This window comes from Streptomyces sp. NPDC028907, assembly GCF_055564995.1.
In genome coordinates this window covers 1-22744 of the sequence record NZ_JBVHVE010000004.1, presented here as the reverse complement: position 1 = coordinate 22744, position 22744 = coordinate 1, and the positions used below count along the sequence as shown (strand labels likewise).

The window sequence follows — 22744 nt, the reverse complement described above, 5'->3', positions numbered from 1 at the left end:
GAGCGCCCATGCGCCCTGCCACTGGGCAGGCGGCGCGGCAATGCCACGAGGAACAGCGTCACCCCTGCGAGCCGTGATCGCATCCGTGCGGCCCCACGCCCGGTCCTGGTCAGCCACTCGCCTCGCGAGATGCCGACTGCTCCCATAGGGTCGCTGTGCCGCCCTGTCAGGACAGGCGGCACGGCCCTTCGCGTGCACGCTGCGGCTCGAACGCTTGAGGAGTGCTCATGCCAGGCCAGTTCGAAACGACGATCGAGGTCGATCGACCTGTCGAGACGGTGTTCGACTACCTCGCCGACGGACGCAACGATCCGCAGTTCAGCCCCCGCGTGCTCAGGATCGAGCGGGTTCCCGACGCCCCGACCACCGTGGGTACCGCCTTCCGCAGCACGGTCAAGGACGCAGGGATCAAGAGTGCCAGGGAGTTCCGCATCACCGACCTTGAATCCCCGGTGAGGATCCGGTGGGCGGAGGTGTCGAAGAACAGCGTGACGGCCCGCGAAGGCGGCTATGACCTGGAGCCGCTGGCCGACGGCGGCACTCGGGTCCATGTCTTCAACGTTCTGGAGGGCCACGGCCTCGGCAAGCTCCTGGTCGGCCTGGCGCTCGCCGCCGCCCGCAAGGACGCCGACGACTTCGGCGCCCGGATCAAGGCAGCGGCTGAGGCGGCGATCGATCCGGACACGGCCTAGGGGCCGTTCTGGTCCTGGATCCACCTCGAACGGAGTTCGTCGCGCAGGCGCCGGGCCACCTGGCCCATGAGGGCGTCGGCGCCCGGCTGGCGGCCGGCGGCGACCCGGGACTCGGTCAGGACGGCTATCGCGTAGGTCTGGCCGTCGGCGTGTTCGACGACGCCGACCTCGTGGCGGAGGTTGAGCAGCATGCCGGTCTTGGACGACCAGGTGGAGGCGTCCGAGTCGAAGTCCGGGGCGAGGCGGTTGCGTACGAGGTTGTTGGCCATGAAGCCGCGTACCTGTGCCGCGACTTCGGGGTGGACCGCCGAGGGTCCGGTGGCGCCGGGGCGCCAGAGGGCCTGGAGGAGGTCGACGAACGCCCGTGCCGTGCCGGTGTTGGCGCGTGAGATGTCGAGTTGGGGAACCCGGTGGCCGCGGCCCGGGGTGCCCGCGTCGATCGCGAGGGCGTGCGCGAGGTGCACGTCCGCCGGGTCGAAACGCTCCACCGGCGTCTCCATCAGCTCGCGCATGGTGTGCCGTACGGCGATGCCGCGCAGCCCCAACTCGTGGAGGACCGAACCGACTTGGCCGGGCGGCGTGAGGGCGAAGAGGGCGTCGGCGGCGCTGTTGTCGCTGATGCAGGTGCTGAGGTAGAGCAGGTCCTCGACGGCGATGTGGGCCGCGTGACGGAAGCGGCTCACGCCGGTCGGGCCGGGGGTGGTGATCCGGCCGGGCGGCACCTCTATCACCCGGGCGCCGTCGAGTTCGCCGCGCCGGATCCGCTCCAGCGTCACCAGGGCGAGCGGGATCTTCACGAGGGACGCGACGGGCAGCTCGACGTCGGGGTCGATCCCGATCTCGTCACCCGTCTGCAGATCCCGGACGAGGAAGGACCCGTACAGCCCTCCCTCGCGCAGGTCCCGGCGCAGGTCGGCGAGGAGTCGCTCGGTGTGGGGGGTCATGGGGATGCCTCTGGGGGGTTGGGCGCGTCGAGGGCGGCCGGGGAGAGCGCGTGGGCGAAGGCGGGGTCCGGTGTGCCGATGGGGCGTCGGCCGGTCCCGTGGCCCGTCCGCTGGTCTCGGCGCAGATCGGCGAGTGGTCGCTCGGCGGTGGTCATGCGGCCGGCTCCGAGAGGGCCGGTGCGTCGAGGCAGCGGGCGATGCTGTGTGCGCATGCGTGGCCTATGCGGGCCGCGTCGGTGTCCGCCTCATCCGTGATGGTCAGGGAGAAGCCGCGGGCGAAGGCGGGGCCCAGTTCGCCGAGGGGGCGCCAGTGGAGGTGGAGTTCGTGAGCCTGGGGGGCCGAGCAGAGCAGGGCGTCGCCGTGGCCGAGTACGTCCGCGGCCGCGGCGGCCACGGTCGGCGCGACCGTCAGCTGGGACGGGCGTAGGCCCACCGCGTCGCGCAAGCGGGCGAGACGGTCTCGGATGTGCGGTACGTCGTCCTCCGGCTGGAGCCACACGCGTCGGGGCCGTCGGTCGCGGTCGGCCCGGCCGGGGCGCAGGGTGTCCAGGTAGATCGGCCCGCCGCCCGGGTCGTGCGCGACCGCCAGGCCCAGCGGGACCGTCCAGGTCGCCTCGGTGGGCGCCACCGCGAGCAGTGCCGCACGCACCTGCCGGGACGTCACGAGGTCGGCCCGCTCGGCCGGTCCGGCGGGGAACGGGTCGAGGAGGACTCCCTGTTCCTGCGCTTCCGCGATGAGGCGGGCCAGGGCCGCGGTCGGGCAGACGGCGGGGACGGCGAGCCGCAGCGGCCGGTGCCGAGCGGCCTGCGCCTCGTGCTCCAACCGGTCGGCGAGCGCCACGAGTTGCCTCGCCGTCGGCAGCAGGTCCCGGCCGAAGGGCGTCAGCGTCACCGTCCGCGAGGACCGGTCCAGCAGCCGGTCGCCCAGGTGTTGCTCCAGCGCGGCGATACGGCGGCTCACCACCGACTGAGCCGTCCGGGCCGCCGCCGCGCCCACCGTGAAACTGCCGTGCTCGCTCACACTGACGAACGCCCGGCATGCCGCGACAAGATCCACCCGCCCCACTATGCCAAAACAGCATGGAAGCGCGCGTTCGCGTCTTGGACCTCGGCACCCCGATGGCACGAGAGTGCGGGAGAACGGTCGCCGCCCCGGGCCTGCCCCTCGGGCCGGCGGGTTCCGTATGTCCCCTACGGTTCGGAGGTCCAACCCATGTCGTATTCGCCGCGCACACGCCGGGGCGCCGCCTGGACGGTGGCCGCACTGCTCGCTCTCGCCGCGCTTCCGGCGTGCGGGGGCCAGGAGGCGGTCTCCGGGGCCGGTACCGGCGCGCCTGCCGGTGCGGCGCGCTCCGCGTCGGCCACGGCCGCCACGAAGCCCACGGCCGGTGAGTTCCGGGCGCTGGAGCGGGAGTTCGACGCACGGCTCGGCGTCCACGCCCTGGACACCGGCACCGGGCGCTCGGTCGGCTACCGGGCGGACGACCGGTTCGCGTACGCCTCCACGTTCAAGGCGCTGGCGGCGGGTGCCGTCCTCCGAGAGTTCGGGACGGACGGCATCGACAAGGTGGTCAAGTTCTCGCGCGACGACCTGGTGGAGAACTCGCCCGTATCCGAGAACTTCGTCGAGACCGGCATGACCCTGCGCGGGCTGTGCGCCGCGACCCTCTGGTACAGCGACAACACCGCGGTCAACCTCCTCCTCCACGAACTCGGCGGCCCCGACGGCCTGGAGAGGGTGCTGGAGGACCTCGGCGACGACGTCACCGAGATGGACCGGTACGAGACGGACATGAGCGAGGGCAAGCCGGGCGACATCCGGGACACGAGCACCCCGCGCGCGATGGCCGGAAGCCTGCGGGCCTTCCTGCTCGGCGACGCCCTTGAGCGGGACGAACGCGAGCTTCTGCGGCGCTGGATGACGACGAACGTGACCGGCGGCACGCTCATCAAGGCGGGCGTCCCCGACGGCTGGGAGGTGGCCGACAAGAGCGGCACCGCCGGCTACGGGGGACGCAACAACATCGCCGTGCTGTGGCCGGACGACGGTGGCAATCCCATCGTCATGGCGGTCCTGTCCACCCGCGGCAAGCAGGACGCCGAGCGTCACGACGCCCTGATCGCCAAGGCGGCCACCGTGGCGATCGAGGGCCTCGGACGCCAGCGGCCGTGACAGTGCTCTGGTCCAGACCTCTCGTCAGCAGGTCTGGACCAGTAAGCGGAGTGGGTGACGGGGCGAGTGACGAAGTTGGAATGACAGATATTGAAATCTGTCAGCTGTCATGTGAGGGTGGAGGCATGACGCTACGAACCCGCACCCTCGGAACCGCCGGCCCCCAGGTCTCCGCGCTCGGCCTCGGCTGCATGGGCATGTCCGACATGTACGGTGAGGCGGACCGCGCCGAGTCCGTCGCCACCATCCACGCCGCCCTGGAGGCCGGCGTGACCCTGCTCGACACCGGCGACTTCTACGGCATGGGCCACAACGAACTGCTCATCAACGAGGCCCTGCGCACCGCTCCGGCCGCCCTGCGCGAGAACGCGCTGCTCAGCGTGAAGTTCGGCGCCCAGCGCGGCCCGGACGGCGAGTGGTACGGCTTCGACGGGAGCCCGGCCGCCGTGAAGACCTCCGCCGCGTACTCCCTCCAGCGCCTGGGCGTCGACCACATCGACGTCTACCGCCCCGCCCGGCTCGACCCGGACGTGCCGATCGAGGAGACCGTCGGCGCGATGGCGGAACTGGTCGAGAAGGGCTACGTCCGCCACATCGGGCTCAGCGAGGTCGGCGCGGGCACCATCCGCCGGGCCGCCGCCACCGCTCCGATCGCCGACCTCCAGATCGAGTACTCACTCATCTCCCGCGGCCCGGAGCGGGAAGTCCTGCCCACCTTGCGCGAGCTGGGCATCGCCGTCACCGCGTACGGCGTGCTCTCCCGCGGCCTGATCTCGGGCCATGTCACCAACGGCCGGCAGTACGCGGCCACCGACTTCCGCGCCCACTCACCCCGCTTCCAGGGCGACAATCTCCGGCACAACCTCACCCTGGTCGAGTCCCTGCGCAAGATCGCCGAGGAGAAGGGCGTCACCGTCGCCCAGATCGCCATCGCCTGGGTGCTCTCCCGGGGCGAGGACATCGTGCCGCTGGTCGGCGCCCGTACCCGTGGACGGCTCGACGAGGCCCTCGGCGCCCTCGACGTGCCCCTGGACGAGGCCGACCTCGCCGCCATCGAGGCCGCCGTACCCGCGGACGCCGCGGCCGGTGGACGGTACGCCCCCGCCCAGATGGCCATGCTCGACAGCGAGCGCTGATCGCGCCGCCGGGTCCGGGTACCGTCTAGACATGCCTCCGACCAGCGAGACCCTGACCGCCGAGCGCATCCTCGAAGCCACCGAGGAGGTGCTGCGCCGCCACGGACCGGCCAAGGCCACCGTGGTCGACGTGGCCCGCGCGCTCGGCGTCAGTCACGGCAGCGTCTACCGGCACTTCCGTACGAAGGCGGCGCTGCGGGACGCTGTCACGAAGAGGTGGCTGGACCGGACGTTCGAGTCCCTCGCCGACGTCGTCACCGCCGACGACCTCGACCCGGAGGCACGCCTGCGCGCCTGGTTCACCGGCCTGTTCGCCGCCAAGCGCCGCAAGGCGGGCGACGAACCCGAACTGTTCGCCACCTTCTCGGTCCTAGCCACCGAGAACGGCGAGGCGGTCGGCCAGCACATCGCCGACCTGACCGGCCAGCTGACCCGGATCGTCCAGGCGGGCGTCGACGCGGGCACCTTCACGGCCGCCGACCCCGCGACCACCGCCCGCGCCTTGTTCCAGGCCACGGGCCGCTTCCACGATCCCGGTCACGCGCGGGAGTGGGAACAGCCCGGCGTGGAGGGGGAGTTGGAGGCCGTCGTGGATCTGCTGGTGCGGGGGCTGCGGGCCCGCGACTGAGGGGCACTGAGGTGTGCTGAGGGGTTACGGGCTTCGAATGGCCGTCAGAGGCTGTCGAGTTCCCGCGTCGTACGCCCCAGGTAGGTGACCGGGCCCGGCTCCGGGACGGCTATCTCGTGGAAGCCGAGGCGGTCGTAGAAGGCCCTGGCCGGGGTGTTGGCCGTGACCATCGAGAGGTGCACGGCCGGGGCGCCCTGGTCCCGGAGGGCCCGCAGCAGGGTGCGCATCAGCGTGCGGCCGTGGCCCTGGCCCTGCCACGCCGGGAGCAGGTCGATGTGCAGATGGGCCGGGTAGGCGGCGACCTCCGGGACGAGCATGCGCTCCGGGTGGTGCAGGAGCCGGATCATCGCCTCGTCCGGGGTGGCAGGCGGCCCGACCGGCTCCGGGTAGCGCTCGGCCGCCGGCGGAAGCCAATCGGTGCGGAAGGCCTCGACGAAGCGCGGTGTGTCCGCGGTGCCGAGGATGTAGCCGACCGCCCGGCCCGACCCGTCGTCCAGGACGAAGGCGAGGTCCGGTTCGAGGACGACGTACGGGATCGCGAAGGTCGTAGGGAAGATGCCGGGGTCCTGGTAGTGGGGTCGGCTGTCGCCGCCCTCGTGGGCCGTGCGGACGCAGATGTCCTCGACGGCCTCCCGGTCCTCGGGGCGGTACCGGCGGACGCGCGTCGTCATCGGTCGGACTGCGCCTCCGTCGGGTCCACCGTCGCCTGATGCGCCTCCGCGAGATGCTCCTCCGCCTTCAGCCAGGGCAGGAACTGCGCGCTCTGGCGCCAGCCGCAGGTGTCGCATCTGATCGAGCGTTGCGCGCCTTTGCGCCGTACTCGTACGACGTGCTCGCGTCCATGGTGGTCCCAGCGGCTCACCTTGCTCGTGTTGATCTCCAGCATGACGCCTCCAGCGTCCGAGGACATCGAGTCTTCCCGTACGCGGCACCGGCTGGCGCCGCGCAGCAAGGAGTGTGCAGCACAACCAACATCAACAGGGACTCCGGCCCGGCGAGTTGACCAACCTGTGGCCACACCCTCACCGGACGATCAACCGATGGTGCGCGGCAGCCGCAGGCCGAGCAGCCCGGTCAGCGCCACTCCGGCCAACTGGACGAGCAGCGTGGTGACCAGGGCGTCCCGCATGCCCAGCCCGGGGACGAGGGAGAGGAAGAGCGTGCCCAGCGTCGCCACACCCAGGGCCAGCGACGACTGCTGGGTCGTGATCATCACCCCGCTGCCCACACCCGCCCGCGCGGTCGGCACCTCGGAGAGCACGATCCGGAAGACGACGGGGAGTTGGAGCGCCTGGCCCGCACCGGCGATCGCCGCCCCGGGCAGCAGCTCGACGAAGCCGAAGGCCGGCCAGGAACGCCAGGCGGCCAGCGCCATCAGCGCCACGCCCAGGCCCTGGATCGCCGCACCCGCGGTCACGACCCGGGTGCCGTGGCGGGCCACCAGCCGCGGCCCGGCCAGCGACACGAAGAAGAACACCACCGCCATCGGGACAAGGGCCAGCCCCGCCGCGACCGGACCGAGGCCCGCGCCCTGCTGCAGTGCCACCGCGATCACGAACATGAAGCCGCTGAAGCCGATCGAGAACGGCACGATCATCACCAGACCGCGCCGGAGCGAGACGAGCTCGAACAGACTCGGCGGCACGAGCGGCGTACGGCCCTGACGATCCGCCCTGCGCTCCACCGCGTAGAACGCCGCCGCCACGAACGGGAACGCCGCCAGCGACAGCCACGTCCACAGCGGCCAGCCCGCCGCCCGGCCCTCGGTGAGCGGGGCGAGGAGGGTGAGGAGGGTCAGGGCGAGCAGGACCGTGCCGGGGCCGTCCACCGGTTCGGGGCGCTGGGAGCGGGTCTCCGGGACCGCGCGGGCGGCCAGGAAGAGACCGACGAGGACGACGGGCACGTTCACCAGGAACACCGAGCGCCAGCCGGTGCCCGCGATGTCGGCCGCGACGAGTACACCGCCGAGGATCTGCCCGGCGACCATGGAGAGCCCGGCCGTGGCGCCGTAGAGGCCCATGGCCCGCGCCCGGCGCTGACCGCCGGTGGCCGCCTGGATGGTCGCGAGCACCTGCGGCAGCATCGCCGCCGACGCCGCGCCCTGCGCGACCCGCGCCGCGACCAGCGTCCACGCGCTGGGCGCCAGCCCGCACGCCAGCGAGGTCAGCCCGAAGGCCGCCATGCCGCCCAGGAAGAGCCGCCGTCGGCCGAACAGGTCACCGAGCCGCCCGCCGAGGACGAGCAGCACGGCGTACGCCAACCCGTAGCCCGCCACGACGAGTTCGAGCACGGCCTCGCTCGCCGCGAGGTCGTGGCCGATGGTGGGCAGGGCGACGTTGACGATGAAGAAGTCGATGAGCGGGAGTGCCGCGCCCAGCAGCACCGTGAAGAGGCCGAGGCCGCCGAGCGAGGCTGGTGCCTCGGTGGCTCGGCCGGCCGTGCGTGAAGTGATGGTTTCGGTCACGCTCACCAGGCTGCGGCGGTCCGGAGACTGGTACCAGAGTGTCCTTATCCTGGTAGCGGAACCACCTGGAAACAGGGTCCGGGCGGAGGCAGGGTGGAGATATGACGACCATGGCTCAGCAGACGGGGGCGTGGGCCTCCGGCGGTACGGCTGTTTCGGAGATCCGGCGCCACGAACTCGCCGCCTTCCTGCGCCACCGCCGGGAGCACATCACTCCCGAGCAGGTCGGCCTGCCCCGCGGCAGCCGGCGCCGGACACCGGGCCTGCGACGCGAGGAGGTCGCCCAGCTCTCTGCGGTCGGCGTCACCTGGTACACGTGGCTGGAGCAGGCCCGGGACATCCAGGTCTCCGTCCAGGTCCTCGACGCCCTCGCCCGCACGCTGATGCTCGACCCCAGCGAGCGGTCCCATCTCTTCCAGCTGGCCGGGGCGGTGGATCCGACGCCGGCGACCATCTGCCCGTCGGTGACCCCCGCGATGCGGGCCGTCCTGGAGCAGCTGGAGCCGTACCCGGCCTGTCTGCAGAACAGCCGGTACGACATCCTCGCCTACAACCGGACGTACGGGCTGCTGCTCTGCGACCTGGAGGCGGTGCCGCCCGAGGACCGCAACTGCCTGGTGCTCTCGTACACCCACGACGAGTGGCGCTCGTCGATCGTGCACCTGGAGGAGACCCAGCGCCTCATGGCGGCCCGCTTCCGCGCCGCCATGGCCGGTCACCTCGCCGAGCCCGCCTGGAAGATGCTGCTGAAGAGGCTGCGCACGGAGTCCCCGGAGTTCCGCGAGGCCTGGGACCGGCATGAGGTGGTGGCGCACCGGAGCAAGCGGAAGGAGTTCCTCAATCGGCATGTGGGGCGGGTGGTGGTCGACCACACGGATCTGTGGCTGAGCCCGGAGGTGGGGCCTCGGATGGTGACGTATGTGCCGGCGGACGAGGAGTCGGGGGAGAGGCTGAGGAAGCTGCACGACATGACGTTGGGGAGGGCAGTGCCCTGAGGGGTGCGGGGAACTGCGCGGCCAGCCCCCACGGGCCGCAGTCGCCGAACTACGCGATGACCCGTGACGAGCCGCGAATCTCAGCCGACTCCAGCCTCTCAGCCGTACGTTCAGCGGTACGCCGAGCCCAAGGCCCACTGGTCAGCACCCCCGCCACGAGCACCACAAGCCCGCACCCGGTGAGGATCCACCACCCCGGCCCGGCGGCCGACACGAACCTGTCCTTGTACGACGACGCCCCCACCCCGGCGGCCAGCACCGCCCCGACCACCGCCACCCCCAGCGTCTGCCCCAGCTGACGGCTGGTGGAGGCGACGGCCGCCGCGACGCCGGCCTGTGCCCGGGGCATCCCGGAGACCGCCGTGTTGGTGATCGGCGCGTTGACGAACCCGAAGCCGATCCCGAACACCGCGTACCCGAGGACCAGCGTGACGTTGGACGTCTCGGCCTCGAACAGGGCGAACAGCGCCGCGCTCAGCGTCATCGCGGTGCCGGCGATCAGCAACGGCAGCCGGGGCCCCCGGGTGCCGACCAGTCGTCCGGCGAGCGGCGCGCACAGGAACATGGGGGTCGCCATCGGGAGCATCCACAGGCCTGCGTGCAGGGCGTCCAGCCCTCGTACGTTCTGCAGGTACAGCGTCGACAGGAAGAGGAAGCCGCCCAGCGCCGCGAACGCGCCGATCGCGATCACCGTGGCGCCGCTGAACGGGGCCGAACGGAAGAACCGCAGGTCGATGAGGGGTTCGGTGCGGCGCGGCTCGTACCAGAGGAGGCCGAGCAGGGCCGCGAAGGCGATGATCGCGAGAGGCAGGACCGCTGTGAGGCCGGCGTTCGGGGCCTCGATGATCGCGTACGTCAGTGAGCCGAACAGCGCGATCACCAGGAGCTGGCCGACCGGGTCGAGGCGGCGGGCCCTGGGGGCGCGGGACTCGGGGACGTGGAGGAGGGTGAGGAGGAGGGCGGCCAGGCCCACCGGCAGGTTGACCCAGAAGATCGCCCGCCAGCCCACCGAGTCCACGAGCAGGCCGCCGACCAGCGGGCCGGCGCCCATCGAGATGCCGACGACCGCGCCCCACACGCCTATCGCCCGTGCGCGCTCACGAGGGTCCACGAAGGTGTTGGTGATGATCGACATCGCCACCGGGTTGAGCATCGAGCCGCCGACCGCCTGGAGCATCCGGAACGCGATCAGGGAGTCGAGGTTCGGGGCGAGGGAGCACAGTGCCGAGCCGATGGTGAACAGGACGAGGCCCGCCATGAAGACGCGTTTGCGTCCGATGCGGTCCGCCGTGGAGCCGGCCAGCATCAGGAGGGAGGCCAGGACGAGGGTGTACGCGTCGATCGTCCACTGGAGGCCCGACGTGCTGGCGTCGAGGTCGCGCTGCATCGCGGGGAGGGCGACGTTGAGGGCCGTGGTGTCGAGGCTCACGATGAGCAGGCTCATGCAGCAGATCGCGAGGACCAGCAGGCGGCGGCGGGGGCTGAGCTCCGGCATTCTTGAATAGTACGCCTAACTAATGAATTTCGCCGCTGTCCGTCCGGTACGCGAGAATGGGGGGATGTCCATGACCGTCCCGCCCGTCGTCCCGCCCGCTGTCTCGTCCGTCGCGTCGCCCGCCGTCTCGCCCCTGCGGATCGGGCCGCACACTGTGCAGCCGCCCGTCGTCCTGGCCCCGATGGCCGGGATCACCAACGCGCCCTTCCGTACGCTGTGCCGGGAGTTCAGTGGGGGCAAGGGGCTGTTCGTCAGCGAGATGATCACGACTCGGGCGCTGGTCGAGCGCAACGAGAAGACCATGCAGCTGATCCACTTCGACGAGAGCGAGAAGCCTCGTTCGATCCAGCTGTACGGGGTCGACCCCGCCACCGTCGGCAAGGCCGTCCGCATGATCGCCGAGGAGGGGCTGGCCGATCACATCGACCTGAACTTCGGGTGCCCCGTGCCGAAGGTGACGCGCAAGGGCGGGGGGTCCGCGCTGCCGTACAAGCGGAATCTGCTGCGGGCGATTCTGCGGGAGGCGGTGAGCGGGGCGGGCGAGCTGCCGGTGACGATGAAGATGCGCAAGGGCATCGACGAAGATCACATCACTTTCCTGGACGCCGGGCGGATCGCGGTCGAGGAGGGGGTGACGGCGATCGCGTTGCACGGGCGTACCGCGGCTCAGCACTACGGGGGTACGGCGGACTGGGATGCCATCGCGCGGCTGAAGGAGCATGTGCCGGAGATTCCCGTGCTCGGGAACGGGGACATCTGGTCGGCCGGGGACGCGGTGCGGATGGTGCGGGAGACCGGGTGCGACGGGGTGGTCGTCGGGCGGGGGTGCCTGGGGCGGCCGTGGTTGTTCTCGGATCTGGTGGCGGCGTTCGAGGGGCGGGACGGTGACATCGCGCGGCCGGCGTTGCGTGAGGTGGCCGACGTCATGGTGCGGCATGCCACGCTGCTCGGGGAGTGGATCGGGGACGAGGCGCGCGGCGTCATCGACTTCCGCAAGCATGTGGCCTGGTATCTGAAGGGCTTCGCGGTCGGTTCGGAGATGCGGAAGCGACTTGCGATCACGTCGTCGCTGGCGGAACTCCGGGCCGGGTTGGACGAGTTGGACCTGGATCAGCCGTGGCCGGTGGGGGCCGATGGGCCGCGTGGGCGTACGTCCGGGAACAACCGGGTGGTCCTGCCGGAGGGGTGGTTGCGGGATCCGTATGACTGCGCGGGGGTGGGGGAGGATGCCGAGTTGGATACCTCCGGTGGTTGAGCGGGGATGCCTGCGGCGGCCTGCTGGTGTTGGGTGGGGGTGCGCGTAGCGCGGTTCGGTGGGTTGGTGGGTCGGGGCCGTGCCGGGGGGTGTCCGTCCTCGGGTCCGGTGATGGGCCTTGCGCGAGAGACCCTGTTTCTTGACACCGGACTCTGCGGGCGGCTCCCCCTCCCGACAGGTCCCCTTGCCGCCGTGGGCGACCGCGGGTTCGTGGGGGTACGCCCTTCAGTGACCAGCCGCGCATACGGCCCCTGCCCAGGCCCCCCTTCCAGCCTGTCCGGCGTTGGAGGACGAGGCCCCTTCAGGGCCGATGGCGGGGTCTGGGGCGCCAGCCCCAGTGGGGTCGAAGGGGCGGAGTCCCTGGGGATGAGATGGGTAGGGGCGGCGGGGGCGAGGAGTCGGGGTTAGTTGGAGGGGTGGGGGGTGGAGCCGTAGGCCGTCAGGAAGCGGTCTCGGAAGGAGCTCATTTTCCAGACGGGGGCCTTGGGGGCGGGCTGGAGGCCGTCCGTCCAGTTCCAGTCGGTGATCTTGTCCAGGACCTTCGGGTCCTTGGCGACGATGGAGATCGGGACGTCTCGGCTGGCGTTGGTGCCGCTGACGCGGGAGATCGGCTGGTGGTCGCCGAGGAAGACGAGGACGGTGTCGTCGGTGCCGTAGCGCTCCAGCCACTGGGTGAGGCTCGTGACCGAGTACGAGATCGACTTGCCGTACTCCTGCTTGGAGCGCGTGGAGTCGGAGATGATGTCCGCCGGTTCGGTGCCGGACCGCTGGATCGGCTTGAAGAGGGAACCGTCGCCGAGGTCGTTCCAGTCGACCATCTCGGGGATCGGGGCCCATGGTTGGTGGCTGGAGGTCAGGATGATCTCCGCCATGAGGGGCTGGTCGCGTTTCTTGCTGTGGACCTGGCGCTGGAAAGCCTCAAGGGCGTACTGGTCGGGCATCGTGGACCAGCTGAACTTCGGCCCCTTGTAGCCGAGTTGGAAGGCGTTGTAGACCCTGTCGAGGCCGTAGTACTCCTGTTCCGGCCAGCCCTTCTGTACGCCGGGCATCACGCCGACCGTGTCCCAGGCGCCGGTCTTCTGGAAGGCCTTGGTGAGGCTGAGGTGGTCGCTGGCCATGACGGTGCGGTAACGCTGCTGGTTGTCGATCCATAGCCCGGAGAGGGTGGAGGAGTGGCCCAGCCAGCTGCTGCCGCCGTACGTCGCCGAGGTGAGCCAACCGCTCTTGGCGTGGAAGCCGGCGTCCGTGAGGGCCTTGGTGCTGGTGTCGAGGGTGCTGGTGACGCCGGGGGCGATCAGGGGGTCTTCGAGGGCGCTGCGGCCGTAGCTCTCTATGAAGGTGAACAGGACGTCCTTGCCGCGCAGGTCCGGAACCAGTTGGGCGGGGGGCGTGTTGCCGAAGGTGTCCGACCTGGCGTCCTTCGCGAACGCCGCCTCGTCGCGGAGGGTGTCCATCGCGCGGCGGGCGTGGACCTTGATGACGCCGGCGGTGTGGTCCGCGGCGAGTGGTACGCCGGCGATCTGGAGGCCGAAGGCCGTGCAGGTGATCCAGATGGTGCCGGCGATCAGGGCGCCCTTGGAGGCGGTGGTCTTGTGGCGGGCGAGGGTGTTGGCGATGCGGATGGTGGCCAGGGCGACGAGGGTGATGAGGAGTACGGCGAGGAGGATCACGCCGATGGTGAGGAGGGTGGTGGTCGTGCCGCCGAGGGAGTCCTTCAGGTAGGACTGGGCGTCGTCCAGGAGTTCCCAGTCCAGGACGATGTTGAAGTGGCGGCCCAGGTATTCGTTGTAGCCGATGTCGAGGATGTTCAGGGCGGTGAGGGCGCCGAGGCCGGCGCCGGAGATCGCTGCGGTGATGAGGCGGGGGCGGCGGGGGAGGCTGAGGAGTAGGGCGGCTCCGATGACGGCCTCTGCGGGGAGGCGCAGGAACTCCGTCGCCTTGAGGTTGCCGAGGGTGTTCGGCAGTTGCAGGCAGATGTGGATGAGGGCGGCGGAGAGGGCCGTGAGGGTCCAGCGGAGGTAGCGGGCGGGCCAGGGCGGCCCGTCGGCCTCGGCTTCGCCTTCGGCCGAGTCGTTCCCACCCGCACCACCCGTGCGGCTTTCGTCGTCGGGTGCGGGTGGCCCCGGTGCGGCGCCCTCGCCGTCGGCGGCCGCGGGTCCGTGGGTGGCGGCCGCCGTTGCGGCCTCGCTGGTGGGCTGCGCTGACTCGGCAGTGGACGGCGCGGCCTCGGCGGTCAGCGGCGGGGGCTCCTCGGTCAGCAGGGAGGCTGCTCCGTCGGTCGGCTCCGCGACTCCATCACCCGGGCCACCGGCCTCGTCGCCCGGCCCCGCAGCCCTCTCACTCAGCCGACCGGTTCCGTCGCCTGGGCCTCCGGTCCCGTCGCCTGGGCCTCCGGTTCCGTCGCCTGGGCCTCCGGTTCCGTCGCCTGGGCCTCCGGTTCCGTCGCCTGGGCCTCCGGTTCCGTCGCCTGGGCCTCCGGTCCCGTCGCCCGGGCCTCCGGTTCCGTCGCCCGGGTCAGCGGTCCCGTTATCCGGGCCTCCGGTTCCGTCGCCCGGGTCAGCGGTTCCGTTATCCGGGCCTCCGGTCCCGTCGCCGGGCCCCGTAGCCCCCTCACTCAGCCCACCGGCGGCCGCACTCGGCGGTGGTGCCTGGGGCTTGTTCGTTTCGGGGGGTGTCGGGGTGCCGTTGGGGGAGGTGGGGGCGGGGTTGGCCGGTGGTCGGCGCAGGCGTGTGAAGACGGGCACCCGGAGGTCCTTCCGTGCGAGTCCCCTGGTGGTGGAGTGTGTGGCGGGCCTCGCTGGGGAGGCTGGGGGCCCGCCACACCCTCGTACGGGCCGTCGTCGGGCCGTGTTCAGCCACTGCGCCCCAGCGCTCGGCAAACACCCGGCAAACGCCGGGCCAACACGTCCGCGGCCCGCTCCTCGCCACGCCTTGCCTACGCGCCGCCCACCGCCGTGAGCAGGGCCAACGGGGCCGCTGCCGAGCGGGATTCGCGGACGCAGGCGTGGGGGTACGGGACCGGTTCGGGGTGGGTGTCGCGGCCGTAGCCTGCGAGGACCTCGGGCAGGCGGTGGCCGGTTGTGGTGGCCGCGTCCACCAGGGCGTGGGCGACCGTGCGGGCCTCGTCGTGCAGGCCGTAGCGGGCCAGGCCCAGGGTGATCAGGGCGTTGTCGTGCGGCCAGACGGACCCTCGGTGGTAGGAGAGGGGGTGGTAGGCGGGCTGGCCGGAGGCCAACGTGCGGACGCCCCAGCCGGAGAAGAAGTCCGGTTCGAGCAGGCGGCGGCCGACCGCCTCGCCGTACTCCTTGTCGAGCAGGCCGGACCAGAGCAGGTGGCCGGCGTCCGAGGCGAGGGCGTTGACCTGGCGGCCGGCGCCGTCGAGGGCGAGGGCGGGGAACGAGTGTCCCGGCATCCAGAAGTCCTGCTGGAAGCGGTCACGCAGGTCGGCGGCCGCCTGTTCCAGGAGGGCCGCGTAGGTCTCGTCCTGCCAGACCGCGCGGGCCAGCCACGCCGTGCGGCGCAGGGCGTCGTACGCGTAGCCCTGGGCGCCCGCCGCCATGACGGGGCCGCCGGGGCGGGTGCCGTCGGCGGAGCAGATGGCGCCGGGGGAGTCCTTCCAGTTCTGGTTGGCCAGGCCGCCCTGGTCGGCCCGGTAGACCAGGTAGCCGCGGGAGGTCAGGCCGCCGTGGTCCAGCATCCAGCCGATCGCCGCGCGGGCGTGGGGTTCGAGGCGGCGGGCGAGGGTCGTGTCGGCTGTCTGCTCCGCGTGTGCGCCCAGCAGGATCAGGAAGAGCGGGGTCGCGTCCACCGAGCCGTAGTAGCGGCCGTACGGGACCTGGGCGAAGTGCGCCAGCTCGCCGTGCCGTACCTCGTGCACGATCTTGCCGGGCTGGGAGACGGTGTCGAGGCCGGTCTCCGTCGCCTGGGTCGCGGCGAGGGCGGGGAGGGTCGCGGCGGCCAGGCGGGGGCGGTAGGGGAGGGCGAAGAGGGAGGTGAGGAGGGCGTCGCGGCCGAGGAGGGTCAGGAACCAGGGGGCGCCGGCCGCGGGGACGCGGAGTTCCTCGCCGTCGGGGCCCGTCGCCGGGACCTGGAGCGCGGCCAGGTCGGCGAGGCCTCGGGCGCAGGCGGCGGCCAGTTCGGGCCAGCCGGTCGGGAAGGCCACACCCTCGACGAACTCGCCCTCCAGGGAGAGGAGTTGGGTGGTGAGGGAGGAAGGGGAGCGGGGGACTCGCAGTGCTCGTTTGTCGCCGTGGGGGCGGGCCATCACCCGGAGGGTCAGTTCCTCGGTGCCGTGTGGGGGCAGGTCGAGGGTCCAGAGGAGGCGGCGGGCGCCTGTGCCGGTTTCCTCCACCGTGTCGGGGGGTGGGTCGGCCGTGACGGTGGTCAGGGAGCGCCAGTCGGCTCGCTGGTACGTGAACTCCACCCCGTGGTCCAGGACTTGGCGAGAGCGGGTGGCGCCGGACTTGGCGTAGGTGCGGTGGTCCGAGCGCAGCTCGAACTGGTCGGTGAAGTCGGCGTCGGCGGTGATCGCGAGGCGGATCGTCGTGGGGACGGGGCGGTTGCTGGTGACGCGCAGGGACTCGATGAACGCGTTGTCGCCGACGGCCTGTTCGCGGAAGAGGGTGTACGCGGGGGGTTCGTTGCGGCCGCCGCGGGGGACCAGGACGCATCGGGCCGGGTCCCCGTCGGCGACCGGCGTCAGGGTCTCGGGCACCGCGCCGTCCACGGTGAGCTGCCAGCGGCTGAGGTGGCGGGCGTCGCGTACGAATAACCCCTCCGGGGAGCCGGCGGTCCGTACGCCGCTGATGTCGCCGCCGTCGCCCACGGCGGCGAACGTCCCCCCGAACACGAGCAGATGATGCCGGTCCGTCATCCCCGGTTCCCTCCCTTGAGTTCCTTGACCGCGGTGGGTTCGGTGTCGCGGTGCAACAGATCCAGCGAAAGTGCCGCAGTCCAGCTGAAGCCGGTCGCCCCGCAGGCCTCGCCGGTGTACGGGTCCACGTACTCGGCGAAGTCGGAGCTGTGCGCGATGTCCAGGACCGCCTGGCGCAGCGCGTCGGCCCGGCGGCGCTCCCCGTGTGTGCGCAGGCCCCGCTCCAGCAGCCAGTTCGTGTTGAACCAGGCCGGGCCGCGCCAGTAGCGGTGCGGGTCGAAGGCCTCGCCGAGGAGGTCGTAGCTCGGCACCAGACGGGTTGAGGTGCCGAGGCCGAAGTGGGCGGACTCCGTCGTACGGATGAGGGTTGAGGCGATGTTCCTGGGCAGGTGGGGGAGGAGGAGGGGGATCAGGCCCGAGACGGCTCGCTCGGGGACGAGTCCCCCGCCTCGGACGTCGCGGCAGAGGAACATGTTCCTCGCCGGGTCCCAGAGGCGTTCGATCAGCGTCGCCGTCAGCCGCCTCGCGCGGGCCTGCCGGGCCGTGCCGGTCGCGCCCAGCTCCTCGGCGATCCGGGCGAGCGCGTGCTCGGAGGCGATGAGCAGGGCGTTGAAGGAGGGGTCCTCGACGGCGAAGTCTCCTGCGCCGTCCGCGTAGCCGCCGTCCCGGTAGTCCGTCGCCAGTCGGACGTATCGGCCGTAGTCCAGGTCCGTCGGCCGGTCCTCGGGTGCCCCGTGGTCGAGGTCGGCGCGGCGGAAGGAGCGGGCCGGGGCGGGGGCGACGCGGGCCAGCGGGGCGTCCCAGCAGGGGCTGTTGTCCATGCCCTGTTCCCAGGGGTGCACGACCGACGCGAGGCCGGCGCCGCCCAGGTCCCGGCGGTGCAGGAGGTAGCGGTGCCAGGCGGCCAGGCGGGGATACATCCGGGTCAGGAAGCCGCGCGCCCGGGACAGTCCGGGGTCGGCACGGTGCACCAGCCAGGCGGCCAGCGCGTGCACCGGTGGCTGCACGATGCCGGAGGTCTGTACGGTGCGCGGGGCGCCCGCGGCGCGGCCCGCCGTCGAGGAGCGCCAGAAGTCGGGGCTCGGGAAGTAGGCGTCGAGGGGGACCGAGGGGTTGAAGACGATGTGCGGGACACGGCCGTCGTCCCACTGGGCGGCGAGCAGCGTCTCCAGCTCCGTCTGCGCCCGTAACGGCGAGATGTGCCTGAGGCCGATCGCGACGAACGCCGAGTCCCAGGACCACTGGTGCGGGTACAGGCTGCGGGAGGGGACCGTGGACGTGCCGGTCCAGTTGGCCGCCAGCACCTCCGCGGCTCTGACGTGCGGCGACGCGGGTGCAGAAGGCGGTGTGACGAGTTGGGCGGTGCGATCCACTCGGCACTCCCCGAGAGACGTGCGGCTGACCGGTTCGGCCAGTGCGACCGTAGAGTTACGTCTATTTAACACGCAAAACTCAATATGTAATGCACGCTTGAGAAACACAAGGGGGTGCGCATGACTGCACGGGGCGTGGCTGGACGGGGTCAGACCGGCGCCGGAGATCTGCTCCAACTGGTGCGCAGCGGCCGGGCCGTCACGCGCGGAGCGCTCCAACAGGTCACCGGGCTGTCCCGGGCCACCGTCGGCCAGCGCCTCGACCGGCTGTTCCGGGCGGGCTGGCTGCGTGAGGGTGCCGGAGGGCCGGTGGACTCGCCGTTGGGTGGCCGCCCCTCCATCACGCTGGAGTTCGACGACGAGCATGCCGTCGTCCTGGCCGCCGACCTCGACACCCGGCACGCGCGTGCCGCCGTGCTGTCGCTGACCGGCGAGATCCTCGCCGAGCACAGCGGCGCGCTGGTCGTCGAGGACGGGCCGGACGTGGTGTTGGGCGAGCTGGGGCACTGGTTCGCCGAACTGCTGGAGAAGACCGGGCGCCGGGCCGGCGAGGTGGGCGGCATCGGGCTGGCGGTGCCGGGGCCGGTGGACCGCGAGACCGGCCGGGTCGTCCAGCCGCCGATCATGCCCGGCTGGGACGGCTACGACATAAGGGAGCGGCTCGCCCGGGCCTTCGGCGAGCACACGGGGGCCGCGGCGGTGCCGGTCCTCGTCGACAACGACGCCAACCTCATGGCGTACGGCGAACAGCGCACCGCCTACCCCGACTGCTCGGCGTTCGTTCTCGTCAAGGTCTCGACCGGTATCGGTGCGGGGGTGGTGGTCGACGGCTCGATCTACCGGGGCATCGACGGCGGCGCGGGCGACATCGGGCACATCCGGGTGGGCGCTGACGCGCTGTGCCGGTGCGGTTCGTACGGCTGTCTCGCCGCCGTCGCCAGTGGTGGTGCCGTGGCCCGGCGACTGGCCGAGGGCGGGGTGCCGGCGGCCTCCGGATCGGATGTGCGGGACCTGCTGGGGGCCGGTGACCCGGGAGCGGCCGCACTGGCCCGGGAGGCCGGGCGACAGGTCGGGGACGTACTGGCGACCGTCGTGACCCTGCTCAACCCGGGGGTGCTGATGATCGCCGGGGACCTGGCCGGGACGCCCTTCCTCACAGGTGTGCGGGAGTTGCTGTACCAGCGGGCGCTGCCGCGTTCCACCGCTCATCTGGACGTCGTCACGTCACGGCTGGGGGAGCGGGCCGGTCTCGTGGGGGCCGGGGCGCTGGTCGTGGAGCATCTGTACGCGCCGGAGCGAGTGGAAGAACGGCTGGTCGCACTGGGTGTGTGAGGGGGAGTGCGGGTCCGTGTGCGACGTCGTGCGCAACGGTGTCGTGACGGGCGCGTTTCCGTCCCGGGAGCACGTCCGCATGGTGAAATCCGGTCCTCTGTGGCAGCGTGATTCTCGCCACCCTTGATAAGGGTTGCGCTCAGATGAGCGGATCTTGAGCGACTGCACTTCTCCAAGGGGTGGCACTGGGTGCCACCCCTTGATCGTTCATCGATCGAAATCAGACGTGCGGGATAGGCGCTCAGATGAGCAGGAAACTGCACTTGTGGGCTCTCCTGCGTTCAAGAAGTGAAAACATCCGCCCGTCACCGCTTGCCAAGCCTTGACTTTCGATCCACTGGCGGACGGGTGGTTACAGGCGTATGACGCGTGAGTAGACGTACCCAGACGCCTTCGATCTGGGTATGTTCCTCGCCGTCAGGGCAGCCACCGCGTCCTCGAGGGAGTCGAGACCGTGTCGGAAAACAAAGATCCTCACGTAGCGAAGTTCGTTTACGACTTCACCGAGGGAAACAAGGACCTCAAGGACCTCCTGGGTGGCAAGGGTGCCAACCTCGCCGAGATGACCAACCTGGGCCTTCCCGTTCCCCCCGGGTTCACGATCACGACGGAAGCCTGCAAGGTCTACCTCGACAGCGGCGAGGAGCCGGCGGCACTGCGTGACGAGGTGAGTGCGCACCTCGACGCCCTTGAGGCCAAGATGGGCAAGAAGCTCGGCCAGGCCGACAACCCCCTGCTGGTCTCGGTCCGTTCCGGCGCGAAGTTCTCCATGCCGGGCATGATGGACACGGTCCTCAACATCGGGCTCTCCGACAAGTCCGTGAAGGGCCTCGCCGACCAGGCGGGCGACGAGCGGTTCGCCTGGGACTCCTACCGGCGCCTCATCCAGATGTTCGGCAAGACCGTCCTCGGCGTCGACGGCGACCTCTTCGAGGAGGCCCTCGACAAGGCCAAGGAGGCCAAGAAGGTCACGGTCGACACCGACCTGGAGGCCGCCGACCTGAAGAAGCTGGTCACCGCCTTCAAGAAGATCGTGAAGAAGGAGGCCGGCCGGGACTTCCCGCAGGACCCGCGCGAGCAGATGGACCTCGCCATCGAGGCGGTCTTCAACTCCTGGAACACCGACCGCGCCAAGCTCTACCGCCGCCAGGAGCGCATCCCCGGCGACCTCGGCACGGCCGTCAACGTCTGCTCCATGGTCTTCGGCAACCTCGGCCCGGACTCCGGCACCGGCGTCGCCTTCACCCGTGACCCCGCCTCCGGCCACCAGGGCGTCTACGGCGACTACCTCCAGAACGCCCAGGGCGAGGACGTCGTGGCGGGCATCCGCAACACCGTCCCGCTCGCGGAGCTGGAGACGATCGACAAGAAGTCGTACGACCAGCTGATGCAGATCATGGAGACGCTGGAGAACCACTACAAGGACCTCTGCGACATCGAGTTCACCATCGAGCGCGGTCAGCTGTGGATGCTCCAGACCCGTGTCGGCAAGCGCACGGCGGGCGCGGCCTTCCGTATCGCCACGCAGCTCGTCGACCAGGGCCTGATCGACGAGGCGGAGGCGCTCCAGCGCGTCAACGGCGCCCAGCTCGCGCAGCTGATGTTCCCCAAGTTCGACGAGGAGGCGAAGGTCGAGCAGGTCGGCCGGGGCATCGCGGCGTCGCCGGGTGCGGCGGTCGGCAAGGCGGTCTTCGACTCGTACACCGCGGTGAAGTGGTCGCGTTCGGGTGAGAAGGTCATCCTGGTCCGCCGGGAGACCAACCCCGACGACCTGGACGGCATGATCGCGGCGGAAGGCATCCTCACTTCCCGCGGCGGCAAGACGTCCCACGCGGCCGTCGTCGCGCGCGGCATGGGCAAGACCTGTGTCTGCGGCGCGGAGGAGCTGGAGGTCGACACCAAGCGGCGCCGGATGACGGTGCCGGGCGGACACGTGGTGGAGGAGGGCGACGTCATCTCCATCGACGGGTCGTCCGGCAAGGTCTACCTGGGCGAGGTCCCGGTGGTCCCGTCTCCCGTCGTGGAGTACTTCGAGGGCCGGATGCACGCGGGTGCGCAGGACGCCGACGAGCTGGTGGAGGCGGTGCACCGCATCATGGCCTTCGCGGACAGGAAGCGCCGACTGCGCGTCCGCGCCAACGCCGACAACGCCGAGGACGCGCTGCGCGCCCGCCGCTTCGGCGCCCAGGGCATCGGCCTTTGCCGCACGGAGCACATGTTCCTCGGTGACCGCCGTGAGCTGGTCGAGCGCCTCATCCTGGCCGACACCGAGGCCGAGCGCGAGGAGTCCCTGAAGGAACTGCTCCCGCTCCAGAAGCAGGACTTCGTCGAGCTGTTCTCGGCGATGGACGGCCTGCCGGTGACGATCCGTCTCCTCGACCCGCCGCTGCACGAGTTCCTCCCCGACATCACGGAACTCTCGGTCCGCGTGGCCCTCGCCGAGTCCCGTCAGGAGCCGCACGAGAACGAGCTGCGCCTGCTGCAGGCCGTGCACCGGCTGCACGAGCAGAACCCGATGCTGGGCCTGCGCGGCGTACGCCTGGGCCTCGTCATCCCCGGCCTGTTCACGATGCAGGTCCGCGCGATCGCGGAGGCCGCCGCCGAGCGCAAGAACGCCAAGGGCGACCCGCGCGCCGAGATCATGATCCCGCTCGTCGGCACCGTCCAGGAGCTGGAGATCGTCCGCGAGGAGGCCGACCAGGTCGTCGCGGAGGTCGAAGCCGCTACGGGCGTCCGCCTGAAGCTGTCGATCGGCACGATGATCGAGCTGCCGCGCGCCGCGCTGACCGCCGGTCAGATCGCCGAGGCGGCGGAGTTCTTCTCCTTCGGCACGAACGACCTCACCCAGACGGTGTGGGGCTTCAGCCGGGACGACGTGGAGGCCTCGTTCTTCACCGCGTACCTGGAGAAGGGCATCTTCGGCGTCTCCCCCTTCGAGACCATCGACAAGGACGGTGTGGGCTCGCTGGTCGCCGCCGCCGCGAAGGCGGGCCGCGAGACCCGGCCCGACCTGAAGCTCGGCGTCTGCGGCGAGCACGGCGGTGACCCCGAGTCCGTCCACTTCTTCCACGAGGTCGGCCTCGATTACGTCTCCTGCTCGCCGTTCCGGATCCCGGTGGCGCGGCTGGAGGCGGGGCGGGCGGCTTCGCAGTCGGTGGGGAGCGACCACCGCTGAGCGCTCCGCTGGGGGTGCCGCGGTAGGCCGGCGGCCGATGAACTCCGGAGTCGTCGCCTGTCCCCGACCCTCAAGACCGATGGGCGGCGACTCCGGTGCACGAAAAGAGGGCGGCACCCTGTGCGGGGGTGCCGCCCTCACTTGCATTGTCTGCGGAGACTGTCAAGCTACGTCGCTGACCAGGGGAAATGGCGTTTGGTGGCGTTGGC

The 22744-nt window shown here is 71.3% G+C and carries 18 protein-coding genes; 8 read left to right on the top strand and 10 right to left on the bottom strand.

Going from position 1 to position 22744, the window contains the following annotated elements:
• Positions 1–227 precede the first annotated feature (227 nt).
• Positions 228–692, top strand: coding sequence for an SRPBCC family protein (locus ACZ4UU_RS12805; protein WP_468039258.1), 465 nt, complete (start codon positions 228–230; stop codon positions 690–692).
• Here ACZ4UU_RS12805 and ACZ4UU_RS12800 read toward each other — a convergent pair.
• Genes ACZ4UU_RS12800 through ACZ4UU_RS12790 form a run of 3 tightly spaced genes read right to left on the bottom strand, consistent with a single transcriptional unit; the run spans position 689 to position 2693 of the window.
• On the bottom strand, positions 689–1636 hold the full coding sequence (locus ACZ4UU_RS12800; protein ID WP_468039256.1) for a serine hydrolase: 948 nt from the start codon (positions 1634–1636) through the stop codon (positions 689–691). The genes ACZ4UU_RS12805 and ACZ4UU_RS12800 overlap by 4 nt on opposite strands.
• The gene (locus tag ACZ4UU_RS12795; RefSeq protein WP_468039254.1) at positions 1633–1791 is read right to left on the bottom strand and encodes a hypothetical protein; all 159 of its coding nucleotides are present in this window, start codon (positions 1789–1791) and stop codon (positions 1633–1635) included. Before ACZ4UU_RS12795 ends, ACZ4UU_RS12800 begins: the two co-directional genes overlap by 4 nt.
• A complete protein-coding gene (locus ACZ4UU_RS12790; RefSeq protein ID WP_468039252.1) occupies positions 1788–2693 on the bottom strand; it encodes a LysR family transcriptional regulator in 906 nt (301 codons plus the stop codon). The genes ACZ4UU_RS12795 and ACZ4UU_RS12790 overlap by 4 nt, the downstream gene beginning before the upstream one ends.
• A 156-nt stretch (positions 2694–2849) precedes the next feature.
• Here ACZ4UU_RS12790 and bla point away from each other — a divergent pair, with 156 nt between their 5' ends.
• The 3 genes from bla (at position 2850) to ACZ4UU_RS12775 (ending at position 5573) form a co-directional block, all read left to right on the top strand.
• A complete protein-coding gene (gene bla, locus ACZ4UU_RS12785; protein WP_468039250.1) occupies positions 2850–3809 on the top strand; it encodes a class A beta-lactamase in 960 nt (319 codons plus the stop codon).
• A gap of 125 nt (positions 3810–3934) precedes the next feature.
• Complete coding sequence (locus ACZ4UU_RS12780) at positions 3935–4945, top strand: aldo/keto reductase (RefSeq protein WP_468039248.1); 1011 nt, start codon at positions 3935–3937, stop codon at positions 4943–4945.
• 31 nt (positions 4946–4976) lie between these two features.
• Positions 4977–5573 (top strand): TetR/AcrR family transcriptional regulator, encoded by a 597-nt coding sequence (locus ACZ4UU_RS12775; protein WP_468039246.1) that lies wholly within the window; start codon positions 4977–4979, stop codon positions 5571–5573.
• 44 nt (positions 5574–5617) lie between these two features.
• Here ACZ4UU_RS12775 and ACZ4UU_RS12770 read toward each other — a convergent pair whose 3' ends face one another.
• The 3 genes from ACZ4UU_RS12770 to ACZ4UU_RS12760 form a co-directional block, all read right to left on the bottom strand.
• On the bottom strand, positions 5618–6244 hold the full coding sequence (locus tag ACZ4UU_RS12770; protein ID WP_468039244.1) for a GNAT family N-acetyltransferase: 627 nt from the start codon (positions 6242–6244) through the stop codon (positions 5618–5620).
• Positions 6241–6459: a hypothetical protein gene (locus ACZ4UU_RS12765; RefSeq protein ID WP_468040174.1), complete on the bottom strand. Its 219-nt coding sequence runs from the start codon at positions 6457–6459 to the stop codon at positions 6241–6243. Before ACZ4UU_RS12765 ends, ACZ4UU_RS12770 begins: the two co-directional genes overlap by 4 nt.
• A 147-nt stretch (positions 6460–6606) precedes the next feature.
• Positions 6607–8037 (bottom strand): MFS transporter, encoded by a 1431-nt coding sequence (locus ACZ4UU_RS12760; protein WP_468039242.1) that lies wholly within the window; start codon positions 8035–8037, stop codon positions 6607–6609.
• A 101-nt stretch (positions 8038–8138) separates the two neighbouring features.
• Between ACZ4UU_RS12760 and ACZ4UU_RS12755 the strand changes: the two genes are divergently transcribed.
• Positions 8139–9032 carry a helix-turn-helix transcriptional regulator gene (locus tag ACZ4UU_RS12755; RefSeq protein ID WP_468039240.1) on the top strand — a complete coding sequence of 298 codons (894 nt, stop codon included), beginning with the start codon at positions 8139–8141 and terminating at the stop codon, positions 9030–9032.
• 49 nt (positions 9033–9081) lie between these two features.
• Here ACZ4UU_RS12755 and ACZ4UU_RS12750 read toward each other — a convergent pair whose 3' ends face one another.
• On the bottom strand, positions 9082–10527 hold the full coding sequence (locus tag ACZ4UU_RS12750; protein ID WP_468039238.1) for an MFS transporter: 1446 nt from the start codon (positions 10525–10527) through the stop codon (positions 9082–9084).
• 70 nt (positions 10528–10597) lie between these two features.
• On the opposite strand from ACZ4UU_RS12750, the gene dusB reads away from it, so the two are divergent.
• A complete protein-coding gene (gene dusB / locus ACZ4UU_RS12745; RefSeq protein WP_468040172.1) occupies positions 10598–11782 on the top strand; it encodes a tRNA dihydrouridine synthase DusB in 1185 nt (394 codons plus the stop codon).
• A gap of 404 nt (positions 11783–12186) precedes the next feature.
• On the opposite strand, the gene ACZ4UU_RS12740 is transcribed toward dusB, so the two are convergent.
• The 3 genes from ACZ4UU_RS12740 to ACZ4UU_RS12730 form a co-directional block, all read right to left on the bottom strand.
• Positions 12187–14043, bottom strand: coding sequence for an LTA synthase family protein (locus ACZ4UU_RS12740; protein ID WP_468040170.1), 1857 nt, complete (start codon positions 14041–14043; stop codon positions 12187–12189).
• 674 nt (positions 14044–14717) lie between these two features.
• Complete coding sequence (locus ACZ4UU_RS12735) at positions 14718–16655, bottom strand: amylo-alpha-1,6-glucosidase (RefSeq protein WP_468039236.1); 1938 nt, start codon at positions 16653–16655, stop codon at positions 14718–14720.
• Entirely contained in the window at positions 16652–18028 is a 1377-nt protein-coding gene (locus ACZ4UU_RS12730; RefSeq protein ID WP_468039234.1) for an MGH1-like glycoside hydrolase domain-containing protein, read from the bottom strand. Before ACZ4UU_RS12730 ends, ACZ4UU_RS12735 begins: the two co-directional genes overlap by 4 nt.
• Positions 18029–18148: 120 nt before the next feature.
• Here ACZ4UU_RS12730 and ACZ4UU_RS12725 point away from each other — a divergent pair, with 120 nt between their 5' ends.
• Positions 18149–19360, top strand: a complete 1212-nt coding sequence (locus tag ACZ4UU_RS12725; protein WP_468039232.1) for an ROK family protein — start codon at positions 18149–18151, stop codon at positions 19358–19360.
• A gap of 454 nt (positions 19361–19814) precedes the next feature.
• Positions 19815–22535 (top strand): pyruvate, phosphate dikinase, encoded by a 2721-nt coding sequence (gene ppdK, locus ACZ4UU_RS12720; protein ID WP_468039230.1) that lies wholly within the window; start codon positions 19815–19817, stop codon positions 22533–22535.
• The last annotated feature ends 209 nt before the right edge of the window (positions 22536–22744 follow it).